The following is a 20,127-nucleotide window of genomic DNA, read 5'->3' as shown; positions in this document are numbered from 1 at the left end:
TATGATTTTTTTTCGCCTATTTTTAATGAATTATTAGATGAAAGGCTTTTCTAAGTAAAAGCCTTTCATGTATTAATTTTTAAAAATTTTAAGTTACCAGTTTTCGAAGGAGTGAAAACAATGGAATATGTAATCGAAATGCTCAATATTCGTAAAGAGTTTGGGACATTCGTTGCCAATGACAATATAACGCTTCAACTCAAAAAAGGCGAAATTCATGCGTTATTGGGAGAGAATGGGGCAGGAAAATCAACTTTAATGAACGTGCTGTTTGGGCTTTACCAGCCTGAAGGCGGAGAAATCCGGGTCCGCGGAGAAAAAGTGGACATTACAGACCCGAACGTAGCAAATGATTTAGGGATCGGCATGGTGCACCAGCACTTTATGCTAGTCGAGAATTTCTCGGTAACAGAAAACATCATCCTGGGCAGTGAGCCTACTAAATACGGGGTGACCAACAAAAAAGACGCTGCCAAGAAAGTTCAAGCACTATCTGAGCAGTACGGTTTGAATGTCGATCCATATGCAATCATCGAAGACATTTCAGTAGGTATGCAGCAGCGCGTCGAAATTTTAAAAACTTTGTACCGCGGTGCAGAAATCCTGATTTTCGATGAGCCGACTGCTTCCTTGACGCCTCAGGAAATTACAGAATTGATCCAAATTATGAAACGATTGATCGCAGAAGGTAAATCCATCATCTTGATTACGCATAAACTAAAAGAGATTATGGATGTTTCCGATCGCGTAACCGTTATCAGAAAAGGGCAAGGCATTGGGACAGTCATTACATCTGAGACCAATCCGCAAGAACTGGCTTCTTTGATGGTCGGCCGCCAAGTTGAATTCAAGACAGTGAAAAGTCCCGCTTCTCCTAAAGAGAATATTTTAAGCGTCAAAGATTTAGTAGTTGACGATTACCGCGGGTAGCGAAAGTCAAAAAGCTGAACTTGGATGTCCGTGCAGGTGAAATTGTCGGAATTGCCGGTATAGACGGAAATGGTCAGTCAGAATTGATTGAAGCGATTACCGGACTGCGCAAAGTGAAGAGCGGAACAATTTCGCTTCATGGCAAGAACATTACCGGATTAAAACCGCGTAAAGTAACTGAAGCTGGTATTGGCCATATTCCTCAGGATCGGCATAAACACGGTTTGGTGTTAGATTTCCCAATCGGCCATAATATTTCATTGCAGACTTATTATCAACAGCCGATTTCAAAAAATGGCATTATCGATTACAACAAGATTGATGAAAAAGCGAAAGCAATCATTGAAGCGTACGATGTCCGGACTCAAGGACCGCACGAACCTGCCCGAGCATTATCAGGCGGTAACCAGCAAAAAGCGATTATCGGCCGTGAAGTTGACCGGAATCCTGAACTGCTGATAGCGGCCTTGCCAACACGGGGGTTAGACGTAGGGGCGATTGAATTTATCCATAGCCGTTTGATTGAACAGCGGGATAACGGAAAAGCGGTTCTATTGATCTCGTTCGAATTGGATGAAGTCATGAACGTATCCGACCGCATCGCCGTTATCCATGACGGTGAAATTGTAGATACGGTGCTTCCAGAAGAAACGACAGAACAGGAACTGGGCTTGCTGATGGCAGGGCATGCCGTTCGAGGTTCTAATCATAAGGAGGATCAGCATGTCGACTAAAGCAACAAATATACTGGTCCCCGTCATTTCCGTAATTCTTGGTTTAATAGTCGGAGCAATAATCATGTTGGTCAGTGGCTATAATCCAATCGATGGCTATGCCGCTTTATGGAACGGGATTTTCGGTGACCTATACACAATCGGAGAAACAATCCGCCAAATTACGCCGTATTTACTTGCAGGGCTTGCGGTAGCATTTGCTTTCCGTTCGGGCTTGTTCAATATCGGTGTTGAAGGGCAATTGATCGTTGGATGGTTCGCTGCCGCGTACGTCGGGGTAGCTGTTGAACTGCCAATGATTATCCACTTGCCGCTAGCGATTTTAGCAGCGGCAGCAGCAGGGGCAATTTGGGGATTCATTCCTGGTCTCTTAAAAGCGAAATTCCATGTGCATGAAGTTATCGTCACAATTATGATGAACTATATTGCACTTCATACAACCAATGCGTTGATTAAAACAGTATCTGGCGGCGGAGACCGAACAGAATCCATTTTCGCCAGTGCTTCATTACGTTCAGAGTTCCTTGAGAATTTGACTGAATTCTCCTGCCTGCATTTCGGCATCGTCATTGCCCTAGTGATGGTTGGGGTTATGTGGTTCATTCTGGAAAAAACGACGCTTGGTTTTGAATTGAAAGCGGTTGGGTTCAACCACAACGCTTCTCAATACGCTGGGATGAATGTAAACAAAAACATCATTTTGGCAATGGTCATTTCAGGGGCATTTGCCGGCCTTGGCGGTGCAATGGAAGCTCTTGGAACATTCGAATATGTATCTTCTAAAGCTGGATTTACGGGTATCGGATTTGATGGTATCGCTGTAGCCTTGCTTGGAATGAATACTCCACTCGGCGTTATTTTTGGTGCAACACTATTTGGCTCTTTGAAATACGGGGCACTTAATATGCCGAATGCTGCGGGCATTCCGCTTGAAATTGTAGAAATTGTTATTGCCGTTATTATTTTCTTTGTAGCATCAGGATACATCATCCGTCTATTCCTGCTGCGCGCGGCTAAGAAGAAGGAGGCGAAGTAATATGAGTTTCTTAGAAGTTTTGTATTTCATCGTTCCTTCAGCGATATTTTATGCAGCTCCGCTTATTTTAGTTGCAATCGGCGGTGTGTTCTCCGAGCGATCGGGCGTTATTAATATCGGCCTCGAAGGTTTGATGGTCATTGGCGCATTCGTAGGCATTTTGTTCAACTTGTTATTTGCCGATACTTTTGGCAATGCGACTCCTTGGCTTTCGTTAATCGCTGCCATGGTTGCAGCGCTCTTGCTTTCATTGGTTCACGCGGTCGCTTCTATTTCCTTCCGTGCAGACCAAACGGTTTCTGGCGTTGCCATCAACTTGCTGGCAATCGCTTTGTCTCTTTACCTGGTTAAGAAAATCTTCGGAAAAGGGCAGACAGATTTCATCACAGAGCGTTTTACGCGCTATGATTTTCCGGTGTTATCGGACATCCCTTTTATCGGGCCGATGTTCTTTACAAAAATTTACAATACTTCTTTCTTGGCAATCATCATTGCCATCATTGCCTGGTTTGTCATCTATAAAACGCCGTTTGGCTTGCGTCTCCGTTCGGTCGGGGAACATCCAATGGCTGCAGATACGATGGGGATCAATGTAAACAGAATGCGTTATATCGCTGTTATGATTTCCGGTGCATTAGCTGGAATCGGCGGTGCAATCTATGCGCAGACAATTTCCGGAGATTTCGGGCACGCGACCATCAATGGACAAGGGTTCATGGCGCTCGCTGCGATGATTTTCGGTAAATGGCATCCACTTGGTGCAATGGGAGCCGCTTTATTCTTCGGTTTAGCCCAGGCATTAAGTATCGCCAGTTCATCCATCCCTATTATCCAAGACATCCCGAATGTCTTCTTGCTGATTCTTCCATACGTTTTGACTATTTTTGCTCTAGCTGGTTTCATCGGCCGTGCAAATGCGCCAAAAGCGAACGGAATCCCTTATATCAAAGGGCAGCGCTAATTTTAAAAAAAGAATCGCCCAAGCGGCGGTTCTTTTTCTTTTGGACATAAGGGCATTCTTCATTATTTGCATTTAGTTCCAGGGGTTCGGTATAGTTAGAATAAGAAAGCTGAGAGGGGATTTACTGATGTTTCAATCTATTAATATTGCAAAAGGCGTTAATGTCCATGTAAATGAAACAACTCAATTTAAGACGATAAATTTTTCTTTTAAATTCAAGGATCGCTTAACACCTGAAAAGGCATCTGCCCGTTCTATTTTGGCAAATGTGCTTCAGCATAGCAATGAGGTGTATCCATCTCATACGGCGCTGCGCATGGTGCTGGACGGTCTGTACGGCACATCCCTCTACATAGATTCTTCTAAACGGGGCAATGAACACATCGTGACTTTGAATGTAGAAACGGTGAATGACCAGTATTTATCCGAAGAAGGGGTGTTGGAAAAAGTCCTGAACTTGATGTATGTTGTCCTATTCAAGCCGAATATGGAAAACGGGCTTTTCAAAGAATCCATTTTCCTGCGTGAAAAGCAGACGATTAAAGAACGGATTGAGTCAATCTTTGATGAAAAAACCGCTACGCGCAGCAGCGCATGATGGAACTCGCATTGCCAGGGCACCCTGCTTCCATCCAAGCGAATGGATCGCTTGAAGAATTGGAAAAAGTGACGAACGACCAGCTGCTGAAAGAATACCAAACATTATTGAACAATAATGAAATTGAAATTTATGTGGTCGGCGACATCAAGCCGGAAATAATTGCTTCCTATATTAAACAATACTTCCATTTCGAAGACCGCGAACAGGCAGTGGAAGGGCCGTCAACGCAATTGACCTCTCCTGAAACTTCACGGGTTATCGAATACGAAGACATGAAACAAGGGAAATTGCACATGGCCTTCTTCACGCCGATCACTTTCCGCGACGAAAAGTTCCCGGTTATGCAATTGATGAACGGAGTTCTTGGCGGTTATGCCCATTCGAAATTATTCGTCAATATCCGAGAGAAAGAAAGCATGGCTTACTACGTTTCAAGTTCGTACGCTTCTCAGTTCGGTTTGATGTTTGTGCTTGCCGGCATTGATTCGAAACTGGAAGGCAAAGCTGTGAAGCTCATACTTGAACAATTGGAAGAAGTGAAACGAGCCAATATTTCGGACGTAGAACTGGATCAGACAAAAGCGCTTTTGATCAATCAATTAAAAGAAGCTTTGGATTCGGCGAGAGGCCAAATTGACATTTACGATCAATACATGGAACTCGATAAAGCATTTGAACCCGATTATTTGATCAGCAGATGGAATGCTGTGACAAAAGAAGATATTGCCGATGCGGCTCAATCATTATCATTGGAAATGACGTATTTCCTAGCTGGCAAGGAGGACGATTCAGTTGAATAAAGTTCAATTCGAACAATTAGATGAAACGCTGTACCATGAAAAACTGGCCAACGGGCTTGAAGTTTATATTTTGCCGAAAAAAGGGTTTTCAAAGACTTTTGCTACGTTCACGACCAAATATGGTTCAATCGACAATCATTTTGTGCCTTATGGTGAAGAAGAGCCGATTAAAGTGCCGGACGGCATTGCCCATTTCTTAGAGCATAAAATGTTTGAAAAAGAAGACGGCGATATCTTTCAGCAATTCAGTAAACAAGGCGCTTCTGCTAATGCGTTCACTTCCTTTACCCGTACCGCTTATCTGTTTTCAGCGACCGGGCAAATCAATGAAAATGTGGAAACGCTGCTGGATTTTGTCCAAAGCCCATATTTCACTGAGAAAACGGTGGAAAAGGAAAAAGGCATTATCGCACAGGAAATCACGATGTACGACGATCAGGCGGACTGGCGTTTGTATTTCGGCATGATTGAAAACCTGTATAAGAACCACCCGGTGAAAATTGATATCGCCGGAACCGTCGATTCCATCCAAGATATTACAGCGGAACATTTATACACCTGCTATAACACGTTCTATCATCCATCCAATATGGTGCTGTTCGTTGTCGGTGCAGTGAATCCGGAGCAAATGATGGAATTCATCAAAGCAAATCAGGACCAAAAGACGTTTGAAGAGCCGAAAGAAATCAAACGGATTTATCCGGAAGAGCCGATTGAAGCGGCGATCAAAGAACGGACGCTTGAAATGAGCGTGCAAAAACCGAAAATCTTTGTCGGCATTAAGCCGGAAGTGCTCGATTACTCCGGAAAAGCGATGCTGAAGCACGAGTTGGCGGCTGAACTGGCTTTCGAATTGCTATTTGGACGGACTTCAGATTTCTACCATCATGCATACGAAAGCAATTTAATCGATGAGTCCTATTCATTTGATTACTCACTAGAAAACGGCTTTGGCTATGCGTTGATCGGTTCCGATACAAACGAACCCGAGAAACTAATAAAAGAAATCAACCATACACTCGATCAAGCAATGGAAAAATGGCCATTCGGACAAGCAGATCTTGACCGGATCCGCCGCAAGAAAATTGGCTTTTTCCTGAGAGCATTAAATTCGCCTGAATTTATCGCTAACCAATTCACACGGTATGCCTTCAACGACATGAACTTATTCGACGTGGTGCCAATGCTCGAAGAAATAGAAGTGCCGGATCTGCAAGCCGCTTTTGCAACAGTGAGCTTAGACAGCCAGCGTTCGACCTTTACCATTATGCCGCCGAAGAAGGATGGCAAGTGAAACGATTTGCCGTCATAATGGGAGCTTCCGGAGCAATTGGCGAAGCGATTGCCAACCAACTGGCGAGCGATGGCTGGTCACTTTATCTCCACTGGAACTCCACTCCCGTAAACGGGCTTGCAGAAGAACTGAGCAGAAACTTTACAAAGCAGGAGTTTATTGCTGTGCAAGCCGATTTCACCCGTACAGACGGGGCGGAGCGGCTGGCAACTCAAGTTTATGATGCCGCTTGCATCGTTGTAGCGAGCGGCCATGCTTTGCAGAAAATGTTGATTGATACGGAAGATGCAGAAATGGAAGCCTTGTGGAATGTCCATGTCAAAAATCCGATTTCGGCAATTCGCAGAATTTCACCTTATTTTCATCGCTATCCGGCAACTTATGTCGTATTTATCTCGTCTATATGGGGAGAAATAGGGGCTGCTCTTGAAACCGTCTATTCTTCTGTAAAAGGGGCACAATTGGCATTTGTCAAAGCCTATGCCAAAGAAATGGCCGCTTCCGGTACACGGGTAAATGCGATTTCTCCTGGTTTCATTCAAACAAAAATGAATGGGAACTTGACAGAAGAAGAACTCGCTATGATCCAGGACGAAATTCCGCTTGGGTTAGGGTTGCCTCACCATGTAGCTGATGCGGTCGATTTTCTAGTGAACGGCAAAGCGGATTATATGACAGGACAAGTTCTCCGGATCAATGGCGGATGGCATATGTAAGTGAAGCCCTTTGGAATTTTACTTAATTATCCATCTAGTTGCTCCGTTAGCTTCATTACAGAGGAGTTGTTCCCATTGGTTTTGGGCCAACTCCTTTCTTATTGCCCCTTTTCTTAGTGCAATAAATCAGCTATCATAAGAGTTAGGAACTTTTTGGTCAAATATTGGCAATGGAAGGTCGGATGATGAATGAGAGAATGGTATTTTGAATACGAAATTCAAGTGAATCGTCCGGGTTTATTAGGAGATATAGCTTCTCTTCTTGGTATGCTCCGAGTAAATATCGTCACTATCAATGGCGTAGACCAAGGCAGGCGAGGAATGCTTTTACGCGCAGAGCATGATGTTCAATTGGAGCGCTTCGAACAAATTGTTTCTACTATCGAGACAATCGCAGTGAAGAAATTCCGTGAACCGAAACTCCGCGATATTTTAGCAGTTCGCCATGGCCGTTATATACAAAGAGATGCGGACGATCGCAAGACGTTTCGTTTTGTCCGTGATGAGCTCGGATTATTAGTAGATTTCATGGCTGAGATTTTCAAGCAGGAAGGCCATAAATTAGTCGGTTTGCGCGGATGCCGAGGGTCGGAAAAACAGAATCGATCGTCGCAGCGAGTGTGAGTGCCAATAAGAAATGGATTTTCCTATCTTCAACGATGATCAAGCAGACGGTGCGGAATCAGTTGATGGGAGATGAGCATAACGCGAATAATATCTTCATACTGGACGGCATCGTCACACGCCGTTCCGGAGATGAACGCCATATGCAGCTGGTTCGAGAAATGATGCGCATGCCAACGATTAAAGTTGTGGAACATCCGGATATGTTTGTCCAGCAATCTGAGTACAGCATCGAAGATTTCGATTATATTATCGAATTGCGCCATCATCCAGAAGAAAAGATTACATATGAAGTGTTGGAGAAAAACCACTTCATGGGCGACCAAAATCAAGCGGATATGTTCGGCGGATTTAACTTTTAAGTGGGCAGGTGATCGTATTGAGTGAATTAGGTACTCGTTTGAAAGAGGCGAGAATCGCCAAAGGGTACAGTTTAGAGGATTTACAGGATGTGACAAAGATACAAAAACGCTATTTGGCAGGGATTGAAGAAGGCAATCATAGCATGATGCCCGGACCATTTTATGTTCGTGCGTTCATTAAACAATACGCGGAAGCGGTAGGCTTGAATTCGGATGAACTGCTCGAACAGCATAAATCCGAGGTTCCGGTTTCAGTGAAAGAGGAAGTTCGGCCGACGCTTACGCCGCCAACTCCTTCCCGGCGCCAAACTTTAGCAAAAAGTTCTTCTAATGGCCTTGGTGAAATTATGCCAAAAGTGATTGTCGCTTTATTTATTGTCGTCATATTAGCAGTTGTTATTTTCTTTTATAATAATTTGGCGACCAATGATCCATTGGAAGATGCGACAGATGAAGAAGGCGTTCCGTACGAAGAACCAAACGGTGAAGATGAAGAAGCGGCGCCAGTTGAGGAAGAACCAGAAGAAGCTCCGGCTGAAGAGCCAGAGGAACCTGCTAAACCGGAAACCAGCATTTCTGTAGTAGGGACCGAAGGGGAAACGACTACGTTTGCTTGGCAAGGTCCTGCGACGCGGAATTGAAAATTGAAGCGAGCGGCCCATCTTGGGTATCGGCTACTGGCCCAGATCAGCAGGAGTTGATGCAGCCGGCACGCACAATGCAGGCGAGCGACAGTGAAGCAATAGACGTTTCAGGTGTTGCGCAAGTGCGTGTCAGACTGGGAGCGAGCTCAAATGTAAAACTTACTGTAAATGGCGAACCGATTGAATATACGCAAGACTTGATCACACAAAATATTGTTATTCAATTTACGGACGCAGAATAGCCATCTTTTGATGGCTATTTTTCTTGAGAAAGGAAAGGGGCAAACAAATGAATATTCCAAACCGCATTACGATATCGAGGATATTATTGATTCCGGTATTCATGTTGATCATGCTAGTCGATTTTAATTGGGGTACGATGACGTTATTCGGTGCAGAAATGCCGGTTTCTCATTTTATCGGAGGGCTGATTTTCATCATTGCATCATTGACCGACTGGATTGACGGATATTATGCGAGAAAATACAATCTTGTCACGACCTTCGGCAAATTTTTGGATCCGCTTGCCGATAAATTGCTGGTGTCGGCAGCTTTGATCATTTTAGTGGAGCTTGGCTTCGCTGCATCATGGATTGTTATCATCATCATCAGCCGTGAGTTTGCTGTTACGGGATTGCGCTTAGTGCTTGCAGGTGAAGGCGAAGTGGTCGCTGCCGGAAGTTTAGGTAAAATTAAAACCACTGCTCAAATTTTAGCCATTTCGGCATTATTGCTCCACGATACCATCTTTGTTTTAATGGGCGTGCCATTTGGCGAAATCATGCTCTACATCGCATTGATTTTCACTGTTTGGTCAGGTTGGGATTATTTCTACGCCAACCGCAAAGGCTTGATGGCATCTAAGTAAGGATTTCCAAAAAACATTCAAGGGGTGAAGATGGATGAATGCTGAAATTATTGCTGTAGGATCTGAACTGCTGCTCGGGCAGATTACAAATTCAAATGCCCGCTTTTTATCGAACCATTTAGCAGAGCTTGGAATTAATGTATATTACCATACGGTAGTCGGGGACAATTCAGAGCGTTTGAAAGAAACAATCAAAATTGCAGAAAGCCGTGCAGATTTGATTATTTTCACTGGCGGCTTAGGACCGACGAAAGATGATTTGACGAAGGAAACGATTGCACGCCATTTAGGGACAACTTTAGACATGGACCAGGAAGCGCTTGATTCCATTGTGGCTTTTTTCGAACGGGCTGGGAGAGCAATGACGGAAAACAATAAAAAGCAGGCATTGGTATTAAAAGACAGCGACGTATTGGTCAATAACCACGGAATGGCACCCGGGATGCTTTACAAAACCGAAACGCATACGTATATGCTATTGCCAGGGCCTCCTAAAGAAATGGAGCCGATGTTCCAGTATGAAGCGAAACCGAAACTTGCGAAAATGCTAAACCAAGCTGACGTCATCGTTTCCCACGTTTTGCGTTTTTACGGCATCGGGGAAGCGGAACTTGAAGACCGCATCCAAGATATTCTGGAGCAGCAGACGAATCCGACTATCGCTCCGCTTGCTTCTGACGGGGAAGTAACGCTGCGTATTACAGCGAAGACCAATACAGAAGAGCAGGCTTGGAAGTTGATAGAAGAGGCGAAAGCATCTCTTCTTGAGCGCGCAGGCGACTATTTGTACGGTTATGACAACGATTCGCTGGCTTCAAAAGCGATTGAGTTGCTTCGCGAACAGCAGAAGACAATCTCAGCTGCCGAGAGTTTGACTGCCGGGCTCTTCCAATCTGAATTGGCTGCTGTAGCAGGAGCTAGTTCAGCGCTTGCTGGCGGCGTCATCACCTATAATGAAGAAATGAAAATCAGCCAATTGGGCATTTCAAGTGAACTGCTTGCCGAGTACGGCGTCGTCAGTGAAGAAACCGCTATTGCGATGGCTGAAGCGGTCCGCATGAAATTCAACACGGACATCAGTGTCAGTTTAACGGGGGCTGCAGGTCCAGACGCTCATGGCGACCAGCCTGCCGGGACTGTATGGATCGGGATTTCAACAGAAGAAGAAACGAGAGCCTACCGGCTGCAATTGTCCGGGATGCGCAACACGAACCGTCTCAGAGCAGTGAAATTGGCGCTGTCGTATATAATACGAACACTGACTGACGGAAATGCACGCAAAATTTAATTTTGCGTGTTTTTTTATGCTCAAAAAGGGAAAATGGGCTGTATAAGCCGATCAAAAATCATTTTTAATATGCGAACACGAATAAACGTTCGCATTTTCCTTGCGTATTTCTCAATGAGCAAGTATACTAGAGACAGGTAGAAAAATTGGTTTTAATTAGAGGAGGATTTCTTTTGAGCGATCGTAAAGCAGCGTTAGACATGGCGTTAAAAAGTATAGAAAAGCAGTTCGGTAAAGGATCTGTAATGAAATTAGGCGAGAAAAGCGACCGTAATGTATCATCGGTTTCGAGTGGTTCATTGGCACTTGATACGGCGTTAGGAATAGGCGGATATCCGCGCGGCGTGTTATTGAAATATATGGACCTGAAAGTTCAGGTAAAACGACAGTTTCCCTTCATGCTATCGCAGAAGTTCAAGCGACAGGCGGAACAGCTGCATTTATCGATGCTGAGCATGCATTAGATCCAGTTTATGCAAAAAATCTTGGCGTTAATATTGATGAGCTGCTCTTGTCTCAGCCGGACACAGGGGAGCAAGCATTGGAAATCGCTGAAGCGCTTGTACGAAGCGGCGCTGTTGATATCGTAGTCGTCGATTCTGTTGCGGCATTGGTGCCAAAAGCGGAAATCGAAGGCGAAATGGGCGACTCCCATATGGGGTTGCAGGCACGTTTGATGTCCCAAGCCCTTCGTAAATTGTCAGGCGTTATCAACAAGTCAAACACGATCGTTATTTTCATTAACCAGATTCGTGAAAAGATCGGCGTTATGTTCGGTAACCCGGAAACAACACCAGGCGGACGTGCTTTGAAATTCTATTCATCTGTCCGTTTAGAGGTGCGCCGTGCTGAGGCATTGAAATCAGGTGCTGAAATTATCGGTAACAGAACGAAAATTAAGATTGTGAAAAACAAGGTAGCTCCGCCGTTCCGTACAGCTGAACTCGATATCATGTACGGTAAAGGGATTTCCGCGAAGGTGAAATCGTGGATATCGGATCAGATCTTGAAATCATCCAGAAGAGTGGATCTTGGTATTCTTATAATGACGAGCGCATTGGACAAGGCCGTGAAAATGTGAAGCAGTTCTTGCTTGCAAATCCGGAAATCCGCAACGAAATTTCAAACAAAATCCGCGAATCTTATGGCATGGCAGCAGCAACTTATACGATTGCCGCCAATAAAGACGAAGAGCCGGAAGAGTTTAATCTTCTGATTGACGAAGAGGAATAAAAAAGAGGATCCGAAGCCGCGAAGCAATATGCTTTGCGGCTTTTCTCTATGCATGCAGATTGCCGGCTCGGCTTCTAGGTGTGCTGAATCCTTATTCTCAATGGGTTGACACTTTATAACTCCATCTATACAATTAAAATTGTATAATTTACTAATTTTTCAACGATTGAAAAGTGTGACCCGCAATATTAATTGATCTTTTGAAAAAGTAAAAGAATAGCAAGAGGAGGTGTCCGAATGGGGTTTACCGAGATCATCTTCGCTTTGCTTGGTATCATCGTCGGTGTAGTTGTTGGGTATTTTGCATTAAAGAAAGCAAACGATTCCAGTATAGCAGGCGCTAAAAATTCTGCGGAGCAAATTGTTGAAGATGCAAAACGAGAAGCTGAAGCGTTGAAGAAAGAAGCGTTATTGGAAGCGAAAGACGAAAATCATAAATTGCGTACTGAAACAGAATCTGAAATTCGGGAACGCCGATCTGAATTGCAAAGACAAGAAAGTCGGCTGTTGCAGAGAGAAGAAAATTTAGATCGCAAGGATGATGCATTGAACAAACGAGAAGCGAGTCTGGAACGCAAAGATGAATCGCTTGCAGAAAAACAACAGCATATTGGACAGATGGAAAGCAAAGCTGAAGAACTAGTTCGTCAGCAACAGTCCGAAATGGAACGTATTTCTTCTTTAACCCGCGAAGAAGCGAAAGCCATTATCATCGAGCAAGTTGAAAATGAACTTTCAACGGACCTTGCGGTTATGGTCAAAGAATCAGAAGCGCGCGCGAAAGAAGAATCGGACAAAAAAGCTAAGAATATCCTGTCGTTGGCAATGCAGCGCTTTGCTGCTGATCATGTAGCCGAAACGACGGTTTCAGTGGTCAACTTGCCGAATGATGAGATGAAAGGCCGAATCATCGGACGTGAAGGAAGAAACATCCGAACACTCGAAACTTTGACAGGCATCGATTTAATCATTGATGATACGCCGGAAGCGGTTATCTTATCCGGCTTTGATCCAATTCGCCGCGAGACTGCTCGATTGGCGCTTGAAAAATTGGTTTCCGATGGCCGTATCCATCCAGCGCGCATCGAAGAAATGGTCGAAAAATCAAGAAGAGAAGTGGATGAGCAAATCCGGGAAATCGGAGAGCAGACGACATTTGATGTCGGCGTCCATAACCTCCACCCTGATTTGATCAAGATTCTTGGCCGTCTCCGTTACCGTACAAGCTATGGACAGAATGTCTTGAAGCATTCTGTAGAAGTAGCGTTCCTGTCCGGATTAATGGCAGCGGAACTTGGTGAAGATGTGACTTTAGCAAGACGCGCCGGTTTATTGCATGACATCGGTAAAGCAATCGACCATGAAGTCGAAGGCAGCCATGTGGAAATCGGAGTCGAATTAGGAACGAAATACAAAGAACATCCAGTGGTCATTAACAGTATTGCTTCCCACCATGGCGATACAGAAGCGACATCGATCATTTCGGTAATTGTAGCCGCAGCTGATGCCTTGTCCGCTGCTCGTCCAGGTGCACGGAGCGAAACATTGGAAAACTATATTCGCCGCCTTGAAAAACTTGAAGAGATTTCCGAGTCTTATGAAGGCGTAGAGAAATCATTTGCGATTCAAGCAGGACGCGAAATCCGCATTATGGTTCGTCCGGAACAGATTGATGATATGACTGCGCATCGTCTGGCGCGCGACATCCGTAAACGGATTGAAGAAGAACTGGATTACCCAGGCCACATCAAAGTGACCGTCATTCGAGAAACGAGAGCAGTTGAATACGCAAAATAATAGGATAAAGGCTTCGATGAATGTCTATTCAAAGAAGCCTTTTTCTTATGGAAAAAGGTGAACAGAATGAAAGTATTATTTATTGGAGATATTGTGGGTTCAATCGGCAGAGAAGCACTGGAGTCCTATTTGCCGCGCTTGAAAAGAAAATACAACCCGGATGTGGTCATCGCGAACGGTGAGAATGCAGCAGCGGGACGCGGAATTACAAAAGCGATTTATCAAGACTTGCTATTCATGGGCGTCGATATGATCACGATGGGCAACCACACATGGGACCAAAAAGAGATTTTTGATTTCATTGACGAAGTGGATTATTTAATCCGTCCTGCAAACTTTTCGGACGAAGCACCGGGTCGCGGAATGGCTACGGTGACCAAAAACGGAAAAACGCTTTCGGTAATCAATCTTCATGGCCGTGTATTCTTGCCGCCGCACGAAGATCCATTCCAAAAAGCGGATGAACTCTTGGCAGAAGCGAAAGCAATTTCTCCCCTAGTGTTTGTCGATTTCCATGCTGAAGCGACGAGTGAGAAAATTGCGATGGGCTGGCATTTAGATGGCCGGGCTTCAGTAGTAGTCGGCACCCATACACATGTACAGACAGCAGATGCACGCATCCTGCCGAATGGCACAGCATATATCTCGGATGTCGGCATGACGGGGCCGTACGATGAAATCCTCGGGATGACGAAGGAATCGGTCTTGTACCGATTTAAAACGAATATGCCGACCCGGTTTGAAGTGCCGAAGCGCGGTCGTTCAGTTGTCAGCGGATTCTTTACAGAGCTTGACGACACTACAGGAAAAGCAGTTTCATTTGAACGCGTGTATATCAACGAAGACTATCCTTTTAAAGGATAATCTTCATGCTTCTTGTCGATTCTCCGACAATTGGTGCGGCTTCCTTGTAGAGTGATGGGCTTATTCAGTATAATAAGGTATTGATTGAAAGGGATTTTTCACGAATGCTGGCCATTTAAGGCTGCCGGAGCCCCGGACTCCTTGGGCAAACTGAAAAATTATATTTCGATTTAGTGAAAGTGAAAAATACCAACAATAAAAAATATGGCCTTTGAGTGGCGGACTCGTTGAAACCATGAACGGCCAAGAAGTGGGTGTCTAGAGAATGGCGTATTCAAAAGAAGAGATTATTGCTAAAGCACGTGAAGTGGCGGATATGATCGCTGAAACGGAAGAAGTGGAATTCTTCAAACGTGCAGAAGCTCAAATAAACGAAAACCAAAAAGTACGTGAGAAAATTGCCAGCATGAAGAGTTTGCAAAAACAAGCAGTCAACTTCCAAGCATACGGCAAAGAACGTGCATTGAATTTGATCGAAAGCAAAATCCAGAAAATCGAAGAAGAAATCGATGCGGTGCCAATCGTACAAGAGTTCAAACAGTCTCAAAGCGATGTCAATGCATTGCTTCAAATGGTGTCGACCGCCATTGCCAATCAAGTGACAAACAACATCATCGTTTCAACTGGCGGAGACCTTCTTCGCGGCGAAACAGGATCCCAAGTGAAAAACAGCACACCAGGAAACTGCTAATTAGAAAAGCGGAGGTGCCTGTTCAGCTCCGAAAGGCATAAGACGGGCTTCCGAAGCGGCGTTTTTTGCCGCACAGGAAGAACGGCTTATGACCCGAGGAGCTGGCCGTTGGAGCCTGGACAAAGAAAAGCGGAAACGGCCGTTCAGCTTTTGTAAGCGAAAGCAGGCCGATTTGAAACAAAAGCTGAAAGAGCTTGCTCTTTCAGTTTTTTCTTTTCCCTTCATCTTTTTGTTATAATAGAGAAACTACGAAAAGTTCGCGAAAGAGGTATTAAAATGGCACCTACACCGATGATCCAACAATATTTGCAAGTGAAGTCTGAATACCAGGATGCGTTTCTGTTTTTCCGTCTTGGGGATTTTTATGAAATGTTTTATGATGATGCGCTAAAAGCCTCACAATTGCTTGAAATTACATTGACGAGCAGAGGCGGAAATGGCGATGAACGAATTCCGATGTGCGGTGTTCCGCATCATGCAGCCCAGAATTATATCGACCAATTGATTCAAAAAGGGCATAAAGTGGCCATTTGTGAACAAGTGGAAGATCCAAAATTAACGAAAGGCGTCGTCAAACGGGAAGTGGTTCGGTTAATTACGCCAGGGACGCATACGGAAGGAAAAAGCATCGATTCCAAATCGAATTTATTTTTGGCGGCAGCCGATCAATTGCCTGATGGCTTTGCCTTGTCTTATGTGGATATCAGCACGGGGGAAGCGAGAGCTACATACATAACCGGAACTGAAAAGTCCTTGCTTCAGGAACTGCAGTCTTTGCAAATCCGTGAGTTGGTAGTATCCAACCAATTATTCTTGCTGCTTAATGAAGATGCACAAGATCTCGTGCTATCGATTGAAACGATGGATGAAGTCTACCAGGCAGAGGAACGCCTACTAGCGGCATGCCCTGAAGACTTGAGGCTTTCCATCTTGCGTTTGCTTTCTTATATTGCACGGACGCAAAAGCAGTCGCTCGAGCATATCCAAGCTTTTTCCTATAATGAAAGCGGCCAGCTCCTATCGATCGATTTCCACTCAAAGCGGAACTTGGAATTGCTGCAATCGATTCGCGGAGGCGACACGAAAGGGACCTTGCTTTGGCTGCTGGATGAAACGGTCACGGCAATGGGCAGCCGGAAGCTAAAGCAATGGCTGCATCAGCCGCTTGCCAATAAGCGGCAAATCGAAAGACGCCAATTCATGGTCGAATCTTTGATTGAGAATTATTTTGTGCGAGTTGAATTGCAGACTTTGCTAAAAGAAGTGTATGACCTGGAACGCTTGAGCGGCCGCATCGCTTTTGGCAGTGCGAGCGCAAGTGATCTAGCGCAATTGCGAAGTTCATTGGAGAAAATTCCGGGAATTATTGACGAACTCCAAAACTCCGGGGATGATGTGCTGCAGGATTTCAGCCGCAAATTGGATCGCTGCGGAGAAGTATGTGAATTGCTCGATGCCATCAGTGAAAATCCGCCTTTGTCATCTAAAGAAGGCGGCGTTATCCGTGACGGTTACCACGAGAAACTGGATGAATACCGCTACGCTTCACGCAACGGAAAAGATTGGATTGCCCAATTAGAGCAGCAGGAGCGTCAGCGGACGGGAATTAAGTCGTTGAAAATCGGCTATAACCGGATATTCGGCTACTACATTGAAATTTCAAAAGCCAATATGCATTTAGCAGATCTGGAACGCTATGAACGCAAACAGACATTGGCGAATGCAGAACGCTATATCACACCTGAATTAAAAGAAAAAGAAAGTTTGATCCTAACGGCAGAAGAAGAAAGCTTGTCGCTGGAATATGAACTGTTTGTAAAAATCCGCGAAGAAGTCAAGCAATACATTTCACGTATTCAAGAATTGGCTTCGACATTAAGCGGCCTTGATGTCTTTATGAGCTTCGCGAATGTGGCGGAAAAGTATCGTTTTGTGAAGCCGGACTTCAATAATTCAAGAGAAATTTCCATCATTGAGGGACGCCATCCGGTCGTAGAAAAAATGCTCAATAAACAGCATTATGTGCCGAACGATTGTGTTTTGACCAATGACCAAAATATGCTATTGATTACAGGGCCGAATATGTCCGGTAAAAGTACGTATATGCGCCAAGTGGCGTTGACCATTGTCATGGCTCAAATCGGCTCTTATGTGCCGGCAGAATCGGCAAATTTACCGATCGTCGACCAGATCTTCACACGCATCGGTGCAGCAGATGACTTAGTTTCCGGGCAAAGTACGTTCATGGTCGAAATGCTTGAATCGCAATATGCGATCACGCATGCGACTGAACGCAGCCTGCTGCTATTCGATGAAATCGGGCGGGGGACATCCACGTACGACGGTATGGCGCTTGCACAATCCATGATCGAATACATTCATGAGAATATTGGGGCGAATACACTGTTTTCCACCCATTATCATGAATTGACAGCACTCGACCAAACTTTGGATAAATTGAGCAATGTGCACGTGGCGGCCATGGAGCAATCCGGCAAAGTCGTGTTCCTGCATAAAGTGAAAAAAGGGCCAGCTGATAAAAGCTACGGCATCCATGTGGCAGAACTCGCTGAATTGCCACAGCCGATTCTTTCGCGGGCAAGAGAACTGCTCGTCAGCTTTGAATCGGAAAACAAGAAGCATGTCAGCGAAGTGGAGCAGTTATCGTTTTTTGATGACCGTGACACCGAAAGCGAAGAAGTGCTGCAAGCGATTTCCGATGCCAATATCGCGGCAATGACGCCATTGCAATCGCTGCAGCTCTTGAATGACCTGCAGGTGAAATTAAGCAAGAAGGGGTGAGGATATGGGGATTATTCGATTAATGGACGAGCCGTTATCAAACAAAATAGCAGCGGGTGAAGTGGTCGAAAGGCCCACATCCGTCGTCAAAGAATTGGTTGAAAACGCAATCGACGCTGGAAGTACCGCTATTGAAGTGCTGTTAACCGAAGCGGGGCTGACTTCTATCCAGATCGTCGATAATGGCGCTGGAATGGATTCAGAAGATGCGCTATTGTCATTTTCACGCCATGCTACCAGTAAAATTGCAAACGAACATGATTTATTCCGCATTCGAACGCTCGGTTTCCGGGGAGAGGCATTAGCAAGTATCGCTTCCGTTTCAAAAGTGACGCTGCATACGTCAAACGGCGAATCCGGCACGTATGTGCATATGGAAGGCGGCCGTTTGATCGAACACCGTGCAGGCGCTCTTCGAAAAGGCACCGATATCCAAATCGACCAATTGTTCTTCAATACGCCAGCGCGTTTGAAATACATGAAAACCTTGCAGACAGAACTGGGGCATTCAATTGACCTGATGAACCGTTTCGCTTTGAGCTATCCGGGAATTTCATTTAAATTGTCGCACGATGGACGGATGATTCTCCAGACTTCCGGCAGCGGTGACATCAAACGGGTGATCTCGGATATTTATGGAGTTTCGATTGCCAAGAAAATGATCCCCTTTGAAGGGGAGTCGCATGACTACAAAATATCAGGATACGCATCCCTGCCTGAAATCACGCGGGCTAATAAAAACTACATTTCGTTATTCGTGAATGGGCGCTGGGTAAAACATTATGCGATTGCGAACACCGTCCATAAGGCATATCATACATTTTTGCCGCTGGAGCGGCAGCCCATCGTCGTTATGAATATTGAAGGCGACCCTTATTTGACCGATGTCAACGTACATCCAGCGAAACAGCAAATCCGGCTCAGCAAAGAAAAAGAATTGATGGAACTGATCCATACAACGATACGCGGACCATTTCTTCAGCCGTCCGGGCGCCGGTCATCGAAAAGCCGAAAGCGCCGAAACAAACCCCTTCCAAGCAATTGGATATTTGGAAATCATCGTTTACAGTCAAAGAAGTGGTGCAGGAACTGCGTGGAAAAGAAGAACCGGATATTGAGGAAACTCTGCCTGTTTTGAAGCCCGTGCATCATCTTCCACCAGAAGAAAGCAACGTGGTAGAAACGACGCCTTTTGAAACGCCGGAAGAAAGGCTGTACGATGAACAGCCTGAAAATCTTCAAGTAGAACCGGAATTTGAAGAAGATACTAGCCCTCAATTTCCGGAACTTGAAGTCGTTGGCCAAATTCATGGCACGTATATTGTGGCGCAAAGCGATGATGGTTTTTATTTGATCGACCAGCACGCGGCACAGGAACGGATCAAATATGAGTTCTTTCGGGAAAAAGTCGGCGATATTGATGCTGGAGAACGGCAGGCTCTACTCTTGCCGCTGACTTTCCACTATAGCCGGGACGAGGCGCTGCGCTTGAAAGACAGTTTGCATGTCTTGGCTGAAAGCGGCGTTTTTTTGGAAGAGTTCGGGGACACTTCGTTTATCGTTCGGGAGCATCCGACTTGGTTTCCTTCGGGATTTGAGCAGGAAGTGATTGAAGATTTAATCGAACAAGTGTTGAATGAACGAAAAGTGGATGTAAAAAAACTGCGGGAAGATGCGGCGATCATGATGAGCTGCAAACGTTCCATCAAGGCGAATCATTATCTTCAAAAGCATGAGATGGAGCGGTTGTTGGCGGATCTCAAGGATGCAGAACAACCATTCACTTGTCCGCATGGCCGTCCAGTCATTATCCACTTTAAAACCTATGATGTGGAAAAAATGTTTAAGCGCGTCATGTAAACGGCTATAGAAAATGAATATT

General features: G+C 45.0%; 12 protein-coding genes and 5 pseudogenes. All 17 read left to right on the top strand.

Annotation, left to right across the window (positions count from 1 at the left end; genetic code table 11):
* The first annotated feature begins 120 nt into the window (after positions 1 to 120).
* The 17 genes and pseudogenes from L0M13_RS10975 to mutL all read left to right on the top strand — a co-directional run bounded on the left by L0M13_RS10975 (position 121) and on the right by mutL (position 20,105).
* Positions 121 to 1,664 (top strand): annotated as a pseudogene (locus L0M13_RS10975) (ABC transporter ATP-binding protein).
* Positions 1,654 to 2,700, top strand: a complete 1,047-nt coding sequence (locus L0M13_RS10970) for an ABC transporter permease (protein WP_235196555.1) — start codon at positions 1,654 to 1,656, stop codon at positions 2,698 to 2,700. Before L0M13_RS10975 ends, L0M13_RS10970 begins: the two are co-directional and overlap by 11 nt.
* A 1-nt stretch (position 2,701) precedes the next feature.
* Positions 2,702 to 3,661, top strand: a complete 960-nt coding sequence (locus tag L0M13_RS10965) for an ABC transporter permease (RefSeq protein ID WP_235196553.1) — start codon at positions 2,702 to 2,704, stop codon at positions 3,659 to 3,661.
* A gap of 127 nt (positions 3,662 to 3,788) precedes the next feature.
* A pseudogene (gene yfmF, locus L0M13_RS10960) lies at positions 3,789 to 5,062 on the top strand (EF-P 5-aminopentanol modification-associated protein YfmF).
* Complete coding sequence (gene yfmH, locus L0M13_RS10955) at positions 5,055 to 6,356, top strand: EF-P 5-aminopentanol modification-associated protein YfmH (RefSeq protein ID WP_235196552.1); 1,302 nt, start codon at positions 5,055 to 5,057, stop codon at positions 6,354 to 6,356. Before yfmF ends, yfmH begins: the two are co-directional and overlap by 8 nt.
* The gene (gene ymfI, locus L0M13_RS10950) at positions 6,353 to 7,072 is read left to right on the top strand and encodes an elongation factor P 5-aminopentanone reductase (protein WP_235196551.1); all 720 of its coding nucleotides are present in this window, start codon (positions 6,353 to 6,355) and stop codon (positions 7,070 to 7,072) included. Before yfmH ends, ymfI begins: the two co-directional genes overlap by 4 nt.
* A gap of 189 nt (positions 7,073 to 7,261) precedes the next feature.
* A pseudogene (locus tag L0M13_RS10945) lies at positions 7,262 to 8,058 on the top strand (YmfK family protein).
* A 17-nt stretch (positions 8,059 to 8,075) separates the two neighbouring features.
* Positions 8,076 to 8,699 carry a helix-turn-helix domain-containing protein gene (locus L0M13_RS10940; RefSeq protein WP_235196550.1) on the top strand — a complete coding sequence of 208 codons (624 nt, stop codon included), beginning with the start codon at positions 8,076 to 8,078 and terminating at the stop codon, positions 8,697 to 8,699.
* Entirely contained in the window at positions 8,696 to 8,944 is a 249-nt protein-coding gene (locus L0M13_RS10935; protein ID WP_235196549.1) for a DUF4115 domain-containing protein, read from the top strand. The genes L0M13_RS10940 and L0M13_RS10935 overlap by 4 nt, the downstream gene beginning before the upstream one ends.
* Before the next feature lie 47 nt (positions 8,945 to 8,991).
* Positions 8,992 to 9,570, top strand: a complete 579-nt coding sequence (pgsA, locus tag L0M13_RS10930) for a CDP-diacylglycerol--glycerol-3-phosphate 3-phosphatidyltransferase (protein ID WP_235196548.1) — start codon at positions 8,992 to 8,994, stop codon at positions 9,568 to 9,570.
* 34 nt (positions 9,571 to 9,604) lie between these two features.
* Positions 9,605 to 10,858, top strand: a complete 1,254-nt coding sequence (locus L0M13_RS10925; protein ID WP_235196547.1) for a competence/damage-inducible protein A — start codon at positions 9,605 to 9,607, stop codon at positions 10,856 to 10,858.
* A 173-nt stretch (positions 10,859 to 11,031) separates the two neighbouring features.
* Positions 11,032 to 12,091, top strand: a pseudogene (recA, locus tag L0M13_RS10920) (recombinase RecA).
* 237 nt (positions 12,092 to 12,328) lie between these two features.
* Complete coding sequence (gene rny, locus L0M13_RS10915) at positions 12,329 to 13,888, top strand: ribonuclease Y (protein WP_235196546.1); 1,560 nt, start codon at positions 12,329 to 12,331, stop codon at positions 13,886 to 13,888.
* A 66-nt stretch (positions 13,889 to 13,954) separates the two neighbouring features.
* Positions 13,955 to 14,752 (top strand): TIGR00282 family metallophosphoesterase, encoded by a 798-nt coding sequence (locus L0M13_RS10910; RefSeq protein ID WP_235196545.1) that lies wholly within the window; start codon positions 13,955 to 13,957, stop codon positions 14,750 to 14,752.
* 265 nt (positions 14,753 to 15,017) lie between these two features.
* Complete coding sequence (locus tag L0M13_RS10905; protein ID WP_052651316.1) at positions 15,018 to 15,443, top strand: YlbF/YmcA family competence regulator; 426 nt, start codon at positions 15,018 to 15,020, stop codon at positions 15,441 to 15,443.
* Positions 15,444 to 15,719: 276 nt separating this feature from the next.
* Positions 15,720 to 18,245 carry a DNA mismatch repair protein MutS gene (mutS, locus tag L0M13_RS10900; RefSeq protein ID WP_235196544.1) on the top strand — a complete coding sequence of 842 codons (2,526 nt, stop codon included), beginning with the start codon at positions 15,720 to 15,722 and terminating at the stop codon, positions 18,243 to 18,245.
* Between the two features lie 4 nt (positions 18,246 to 18,249).
* Positions 18,250 to 20,105: pseudogene (mutL, locus tag L0M13_RS10895) on the top strand (DNA mismatch repair endonuclease MutL).
* Positions 20,106 to 20,127: the final 22 nt, after the last annotated feature.

Origin of the sequence: Planococcus sp. 107-1, from assembly GCF_021513255.1 — a bacterium.
Lineage (GTDB): Bacteria > Bacillota > Bacilli > Bacillales_A > Planococcaceae > Planococcus.
Note: the sequence above shows the minus strand (reverse complement) of the source record. Positions and strands in the feature narration are given on the sequence as shown.

Excerpts from the sequence above, each read along its gene's own strand:
- L0M13_RS10905 (WP_052651316.1), top strand. The coding sequence starts at position 15,018 with ATGGCGTATTCAAAAGAAGAGATTATTGCTAAAGCACGTGAAGTGGCG.
- mutS (WP_235196544.1), top strand. The coding sequence starts at position 15,720 with ATGGCACCTACACCGATGATCCAACAATATTTGCAAGTGAAGTCTGAA.
- L0M13_RS10965 (WP_235196553.1), top strand. The coding sequence starts at position 2,702 with ATGAGTTTCTTAGAAGTTTTGTATTTCATCGTTCCTTCAGCGATATTT.
- L0M13_RS10925 (WP_235196547.1), top strand. The coding sequence starts at position 9,605 with ATGAATGCTGAAATTATTGCTGTAGGATCTGAACTGCTGCTCGGGCAG.
- L0M13_RS10910 (WP_235196545.1), top strand. The coding sequence starts at position 13,955 with ATGAAAGTATTATTTATTGGAGATATTGTGGGTTCAATCGGCAGAGAA.
- pgsA (WP_235196548.1), top strand. The coding sequence starts at position 8,992 with ATGAATATTCCAAACCGCATTACGATATCGAGGATATTATTGATTCCG.
- rny (WP_235196546.1), top strand. The coding sequence starts at position 12,329 with ATGGGGTTTACCGAGATCATCTTCGCTTTGCTTGGTATCATCGTCGGT.
- L0M13_RS10970 (WP_235196555.1), top strand. The coding sequence starts at position 1,654 with ATGTCGACTAAAGCAACAAATATACTGGTCCCCGTCATTTCCGTAATT.